The sequence below is a fragment of the Micromonospora sp. AMSO1212t genome (assembly GCF_008868145.1).
GTDB lineage: Bacteria > Actinomycetota > Actinomycetes > Mycobacteriales > Micromonosporaceae > Micromonospora > Micromonospora tulbaghiae.
The window spans coordinates 1-6547 of sequence record NZ_WBKS01000202.1; the positions used below are offsets into that span (position 1 = coordinate 1).

A 6547-nucleotide genomic window follows, 5' to 3' on the forward strand; every position below is an offset into this window, starting at 1 on the left:
CGCCGCCCGGGTTCCCCCGGCCACCGAAGGGCCGCACGACCTGCCGCCCTACAGCCCGCCCGCGCTCGACGAGCCGGTCGAGACGCCGCTCTACCACCCGCCCGGCCGGGCTGCCGAGACCGCGCACGTGCCGACACCGCGTACCGCGCCGGAGGCCGACGGCGACGCGTTCGACGACTACCCGTGGCCGCCCGACGAACCCGCCGAGCAGCCGTGGCGCCCCGGCGTCGACCCGTTGCCGCCCACGGTGGTCGGGCTCGCCGACGACGAACCCGACGGCGTACGCCGGGTGCCGCCGCCCGCGCCCGAGCCGCCGTCGCGCTACCTGCCGGTGCACGTGCCCCGGCCGCCGGCCGCGGAGCGGCGCACGCTGCCCTGGCTGCCGCTCGTGGTGCTCGGCGTCGTGGTGGCGCTGCTGCTCGGCACCATCGCGGTGATCGCCGGGGTGTCCCGGGTGGACGACGGCCGCGACACCCCGCCGCCGGCCACCAGCGCGCCGCCGCCCACCTCGGCCGCTCCCGCGCCGACCACAGCGGCGGCCGCCGCCCCGGGCACGCCACCCGGGAGGTTCACGCTCACCGACCGGCGCGACAGCATCGTGCTGAGCTGGACGTACCCGGCCGGCGCGGAAGGGCCCGTGGTGGTCGCCGGGGGCCGGTCCGGGCAGCCGCAGGGAACCTTCGCCACGCTTCCCGCCGGCTCGGCCGACTACATCGCCTACGGGCTCGACCGCACCACCGACTACTGCTTCACGGTCGCGCTCGTCTGGTCCACCGACACCGTCGCCCGCACCGGCCCGGTCTGCACGAAACGCCGCTGACCGCTCACTCCGCGTCCGGCTCGGCCAGCGCGGGCAGCCGTACCGTCGCCCGCAGCCCCGGCGCGGCGGCACCGGGCGTCGCGTCGGCCAGCTCCACCGTGCCGCCGGCCCGGCGCACCAGCTCGCGCACGATCGCCAGGCCCAGGCCCGCGCCGCCCGCGTCGCGCGCCCGCGCGTCGTCGAGCCGGGTGAACCGCGCGAACACCCGCTCCCGGTCCGCCGCCGGGATGCCCGGCCCGTCGTCGGTCACCGTGATCAGGTGGTACGCACCATCCGGCCCGCTCACGGCCAGAACCACATCGGTGTACGCGTGCCGCAGCGCGTTGTCCACCAGGTTCACCAGCACCCGGCGCAGCTCCCCCGCGTCCCCCTCCACCCACCGTGGCGCGTCCGGCGGCGTCAGCCGCACCGGCGGCGACGGGTAGCGGGCGGCCACCGCACGCAGCAGATCCCCCAGCTCCACCGGGCCGACCGGGGACGGCCGGGCGTCCTGCTCGTCGAGGCGGGCCAGCAGCAGCAGGTCGTCCACCAGACGGCTCAGCCGCTCGGTGTCGGCGAGCAGGTCGTCGGCGACCGCCGGCCAGTCGGTGTCGTCGCCGAGACGCCGGGCCACCTCCAGCTCGGTACGCATGTTCGTCAGCGGGCTGCGCAGCTCGTGCGCGGCGTCGGCGACGAACGCCCGCTGCCGGGCCCGGGACGCGGCCAGCCGGTCCAGCATGTCGTTGAGCGTGACCGCGAGCCGGTGGATCTCGTCCTGCCCGGCCGGTACGGGGAGCCGCTCCGCCCCGGCCCGACCGGTGATCTCGGCCGCGCCGCTGCGCAACTGCTCGACCGGGCGCAACGTCGCGCCCACCACCCGCCAGGCCACCACACCGAGCCCGGCCACCAGCAGCGGGAAACCCACGAGCAGCAGGTTGCGGACCACGTGCAGGCTGTGCCGCACGTCGGTGAGCGACTTGGCGACCAGCACCGTACGCGGCTCCTGCGCCGTGCCGGCCGGCACCGTGACCACCCGGACCGGGCCGGGCATGCCGGCGCGCCGACCGTCCACCACCAGCCGCTGCCGCTGCCCGGGACGCAGCTCGTCCGGCCCGAGCATCGGCACCAGGCGGTCCGCGTCGATCGACGCCGCCCGGATCCGGCCCTGCGCGTCGACCACCTGCACCCGCAACTGCCCACCGGCCACCGGCAGCGGGTCCGGCAGCGCGTCCTCAGCCGTGAGCAGCGCCACCGCGTCCGCGGTGCGCAGCGCCTCCTCGTCGACCGAGCGCTGCAGCGTCCAGCCCAGCGCGCCGAGCAGCAGCGCCCCGCCGAACGCGAAGCCGACCACGAGTCCCAACACGCCCAGCGCGAGCAGCCGGGCCCGCAGGCCCAGCCGCGGCAGCGGGCCGCGTACCCACCGGCTCATGTGGCCAGCCGGTAACCCGCGCCGCGCACCGTCTCCAGCCGCTCCCGGCCGATCTTGCGGCGCAGGTAGCCGACGTAGACCTCCACCGCGTTCGGGGCGGTGTCGACCGACGCGTCCCAGACGTGGTCCAGCAGCTCGGTCTTGGACACCACCTCGCCGGGGCGGCGCATCAGGTAGTCCAGCAACGCGTACTCGCGGCTGGTCAGCACCACCTCGGCGTCGGCCCGGGTGACCCGGCGGCGGGCCGGATCCAGGCGCAGGTCCCCCACGGTGAGCACGGTCGGCCGCCGGGGCGCGCCGCGGCGCAGCAGCGCCCGCAGCCGGGCCAGCAGCACCACGTACGAGAAGGGCTTGGTCAGGTAGTCGTCCGCGCCGCAGTCCAGCCCGTCGGCCTGGTCGTACTCGCCGTCCTTGGCCGACAGCATCAGCACCGGCAGCCAGCGCTGCTCGGCGCGCAGCCGGCGGACCACCTCGTAGCCGGAGAGGCCCGGCAGCATCACGTCGAGGATCATCGCGTCGTACTCGCCGTGCCGGGCCGCGTCCAGCCCCTCCGGGCCGGTGGCCGCCACGTCGACCACGAAACCCTCCGCCGACAGGCCCCGCCGCAGCGCCGCCGCGAGCCGCGTCTCGTCCTCCACCACCAGCAACCGCACCGGTCCAGGGTGCCACCATGGGGTCACCCGTAGGGGATCTCCTCAGCGTGGTCACAGCGACGATCGCGCAGCATGGTGCGCAGGAGGTGCACACTATGTCCGTGATGAAGAACCGCGCCGTGCTGCGCTGGCTGGTCCCGGTGACCGCGGGGGTCGCCGTGATCGGCGGTGGCGCCGCCGTCGGCACGTTCGCCGCCGGCGCCGACCCGGCGCTGCCGCCGCGCAGCGCCGCCCAGCTCCTCGAAGACCTGCGCACGTCCCGCCTGGACGGGCTCTCCGGCACCGTCGTGCAGCGCGCCGACCTCGGCCTGCCGCCGATCGCCGCGCTCGCCGGCCGGGCCGCCGGCAACGACCTGGCCGGGCTGGTGTCCGGTACGCACACGCTGCGCGTCTGGTACGGCGGCGAGGACCGGCAGCGGCTCGCGCTGGTCGACACGCTCGGCGAGCAGGACATCCTGCGCAACGGGCGGGACGTCTGGACCTGGAACAGCCGGGAGAACACCGCCACGCACCGGACGTTGCCGGCCGACGCCCCGGACCGGGCCGCCGTGCCGGCCACTCCGGCCGACGCCGCGGACCGGGCGCTGGAGGCGATCGACCCGACCACGGCGGTCACCGTCGGCCGCACCGCGACGGTGGCCGGGCGCAGCGCGTACGAGCTGGTGCTCACCCCGCGCGACAAGGCGTCCCTGGTCCACCAGGTGCGGATCGCGCTCGACGCCGAGGAGCACGTGCCGCTGCGTCTGCAGGTGCTCGCCGACGGCCAGGACGAGCCGGCCTTCCAGGTGGCGTTCACCCAGGTCGACTTCCGCACGCCGGAGGCCGACCAGTTCCGGTTCAACCCGCCGCCCGGTGTGAAGGTCACCGAGGCGACCGAGGGCGAGCGGCCCGGACCGGCGGGCAAGCGGTTCGACCGGAAGGACGCCGAGAAGCCGGATGTGCGTACCGTCGGCACCGGCTGGACCACGGTGGTGGTCGCCAAGATCGGCGACGCGGCGACCGGCGACGGCGCGAAGCCCGGCGCGGACGCGCCGGACGCCCAGATGCTCGCGCAGGTGCTCGGTGACCTGCCGAAGGTCAGCGGCGACTGGGGCAGCGGCCGGCTGCTCAGCGGCAAGCTGTTCAGCGTGCTGCTGACCGACGACGGCCGGGTGATCGCCGGTCTGGTCACGCCGGAGCGGCTCTACGAGGCGGCCAAGGGCTGAGACATGCCGCGCCCGGGGCTCGGTCGGCTGACGCCGACCGGGCCCCGAGTCGTGTCCGGGCTTGGTCGGGTGGCGGCCGACGCGCTATCTTTCTCAGTTCAGGCACAAAAAAGGAATGGCTTCTGAATGCCATTCCTGCGGCAATTTTAGTCAATGAGGAGCCGGATTGTCAACGCACTCCGACGTGTCGGCTGACCTGCGCCAGGACGACGAGATCGGCCGGGAACAGGAATACGTCTCGATGCTGTACGACCGGCTGGACGGCATGCGGGAACAGGCCGCCCGGCGGCTCGACGAGGAGTTGCGCCACACCGGCGGCACGCAGCAGGCCCGGTCGCAGCGCGACTCGACGGTGGCGATGTACGCCGACCAGGTCGAGCAGTTCTCCGCCGTCGAGAGCGGCCTGTGCTTCGGCCGCCTCGACGGCGACGACGGCGCCGTCCGCTACATCGGCCGGATCGGGATCTTCGACTCCAGCGGCGACTACGACCCGCTGCTGATGGACTGGCGCGCCCCTGCCGCCCGCCCGTTCTACCTGGCCACCGCCGCCAACCCGCAGGGCGTACGCCGCCGTCGCCACCTGCGTACCCGCGACCGGAAGGTGACCGGGCTCAACGACGAGATGCTGGACATCAGCGCCGCCTCCCCCACCGCGCACGAGGAGCTGACCGGCGAGGCGTCGCTGCTCGCCGCGCTCAACGCCGGGCGCACCGGCCGGATGCGCGACATCGTCGAGACCATCCAGGCCGAGCAGGACCGCATCATCCGCGCCGACCTGCCCGGCGTGATGGTGGTGCAGGGCGGCCCCGGCACCGGCAAGACGGCCGTGGCGCTGCACCGGGCCGCGTACCTGCTCTACACGCACCGCCAGCAGCTCTCCACCCGCGGCGTGCTGCTGGTCGGCCCGAACGCCACCTTCCTGCGCTACATCTCCCAGGTGCTGCCCACGCTGGCCGAGACCGGCGTGCTGCTGCGTACCCAGGCCGACCTCTTCCCCGGCGTGTACGCCCGCCGCGCCGAGCCGGCCACCACCGCCGCGCTCAAGGGCCGCGCGGTGCTGGCCGACGTGCTCGCCGCGGCGGTCCGCGACCGGCAGTGGGTGCCGGACGAGCCGGTCACCATCGAGCTGCCGCAACGGGAGGTGCTGACGCTCGACCCGGAGACCGTGCGGCAGGCCCGCGACCGGGTACGCCGCACCGGCCGCCCGCACAACCTGGCCCGCGGCCTGTTCGACGTGGAGATCGTGCACGCGCTCGCCGACCAGGTGGCCGAGCGGATCGGCGCCGACCCGCTGGGCGGGGAGAACCTGCTGTCCGAGGCCGACCGCGCCGAGATCCGCCGCGAGCTGCGCGAGGAGCCGGAGATCCGGGCCGCGCTGGACGAGCTGTGGCCGGTGCTCACCCCGCAACGCCTGCTCGCCGACCTGTACGCCTCGCCGGAGCGGATCGCCACCGCCGCGCCGATGCTCACCGATGCCGAGCGGGCCGCGCTGCACCGCGAGCCCGGCGGCTGGACACCCGCCGACGTACCGCTGCTGGACGAGGCCGCCGAACTGCTCGGCGAGGACGAGCGCGCCGCCGTGGCCCGCCGGGAGCGGATCCGCGCGCTGGAGCGCGAGTACGCCGAGGGCGTGCTGGAGATCTGGCGCGGCTCCCGCTCCATCGACGTCGAGGACGAGGCCGACGGCGGTGAGATCCTCGGCGTCACCGACCTGATCGACGCCGACCGGCTCTCCGAGCGGCAGGAGGAGTACGACCGGCTCACCACCGCCCAGCGCGCCGCCGCCGACCGCACGTGGGCGTTCGGGCATGTGATCGTGGACGAGGCGCAGGAGCTTTCCCCCATGGCGTGGCGGCTGCTGATGCGCCGCTGCCCGAGCCGGTCGATGACCATCGTCGGGGACGTGGCGCAGACCGGCGCGCTCGCGGGCACACCGTCCTGGGGCGAGGCGCTCGCGCCGTACGTGGCGGACCGGTGGCGGCTGGAGGAGCTGACCGTCAGCTACCGCACCCCGGCCGAGATCATGGCGGTCGCCGCCGACGTGCTCGCCGAGATCGACCCGGCGCTGCGGCCACCCCGCTCGGTACGCGCCACCGGCGTACCGCCCTGGGACCGGACCGTACCGGCGGACCGGCTGGTGACGGAGCTGGTCGATGCGACCGCCCGGGAGGCCGCGTCGCTCGGCGACGGGCGGCTCGGCGTGCTGGTGCCCACCGGCCGGGTGACCGAGCTGGGCGGCGCGGTGGTGGCGGCGCTGCCGGAGGCGACTGTGGGTGAGCAGCCGGAGCTGGCGAACCGGGTGGTGGTGCTGACCACCGAGCAGGCCAAGGGCCTGGAGTTCGACTCGGTGCTGGTGGTCGATCCGGCCCGGATGGTGTCCGAGTCCCCGAGGGGCAACAGCGACCTCTACGTGGCCCTGACGAGAGCCACCCAACGCCTGGGCATCCTCCGCACCCCATAA

The 6547-nt window shown here is 75.2% G+C and carries 4 protein-coding genes and 1 pseudogene; 3 read left to right on the plus strand and 2 right to left on the minus strand.

Going from position 1 to position 6547, the window contains the following annotated elements:
• Window positions 1-820, plus strand: a pseudogene (locus F8279_RS28670) (tetratricopeptide repeat protein); the annotation flags it as partial.
• A gap of 4 nt (window positions 821-824) precedes the next feature.
• Here F8279_RS28670 and F8279_RS28675 read toward each other — a convergent pair.
• Together F8279_RS28675 and F8279_RS28680 are read right to left on the minus strand one after the other, a co-directional pair.
• Entirely contained in the window at window positions 825-2228 is a 1404-nt protein-coding gene (locus F8279_RS28675) for a cell wall metabolism sensor histidine kinase WalK (protein WP_151501604.1), read from the minus strand.
• A complete protein-coding gene (locus F8279_RS28680) occupies window positions 2225-2881 on the minus strand; it encodes a response regulator transcription factor (RefSeq protein ID WP_091427735.1) in 657 nt (218 codons plus the stop codon). Before F8279_RS28680 ends, F8279_RS28675 begins: the two co-directional genes overlap by 4 nt.
• Before the next feature lie 95 nt (window positions 2882-2976).
• Here F8279_RS28680 and F8279_RS28685 point away from each other — a divergent pair, with 95 nt between their 5' ends.
• Together F8279_RS28685 and F8279_RS28690 are read left to right on the plus strand one after the other, a co-directional pair.
• A complete protein-coding gene (locus F8279_RS28685) occupies window positions 2977-4086 on the plus strand; it encodes a sigma-E factor regulatory protein RseB domain-containing protein (RefSeq protein ID WP_151501605.1) in 1110 nt (369 codons plus the stop codon).
• 241 nt (window positions 4087-4327) lie between these two features.
• The gene (locus F8279_RS28690; RefSeq protein WP_225853448.1) at window positions 4328-6547 is read left to right on the plus strand and encodes an AAA family ATPase; all 2220 of its coding nucleotides are present in this window, start codon (window positions 4328-4330) and stop codon (window positions 6545-6547) included.

Excerpts from the sequence above, each read along its gene's own strand:
- F8279_RS28675 (WP_151501604.1), bottom strand. The coding sequence starts at position 2,228 with ATGAGCCGGTGGGTACGCGGCCCGCTGCCGCGGCTGGGCCTGCGGGCC.
- F8279_RS28685 (WP_151501605.1), top strand. The coding sequence starts at position 2,977 with ATGTCCGTGATGAAGAACCGCGCCGTGCTGCGCTGGCTGGTCCCGGTG.
- F8279_RS28690 (WP_225853448.1), top strand. The coding sequence starts at position 4,328 with ATGCTGTACGACCGGCTGGACGGCATGCGGGAACAGGCCGCCCGGCGG.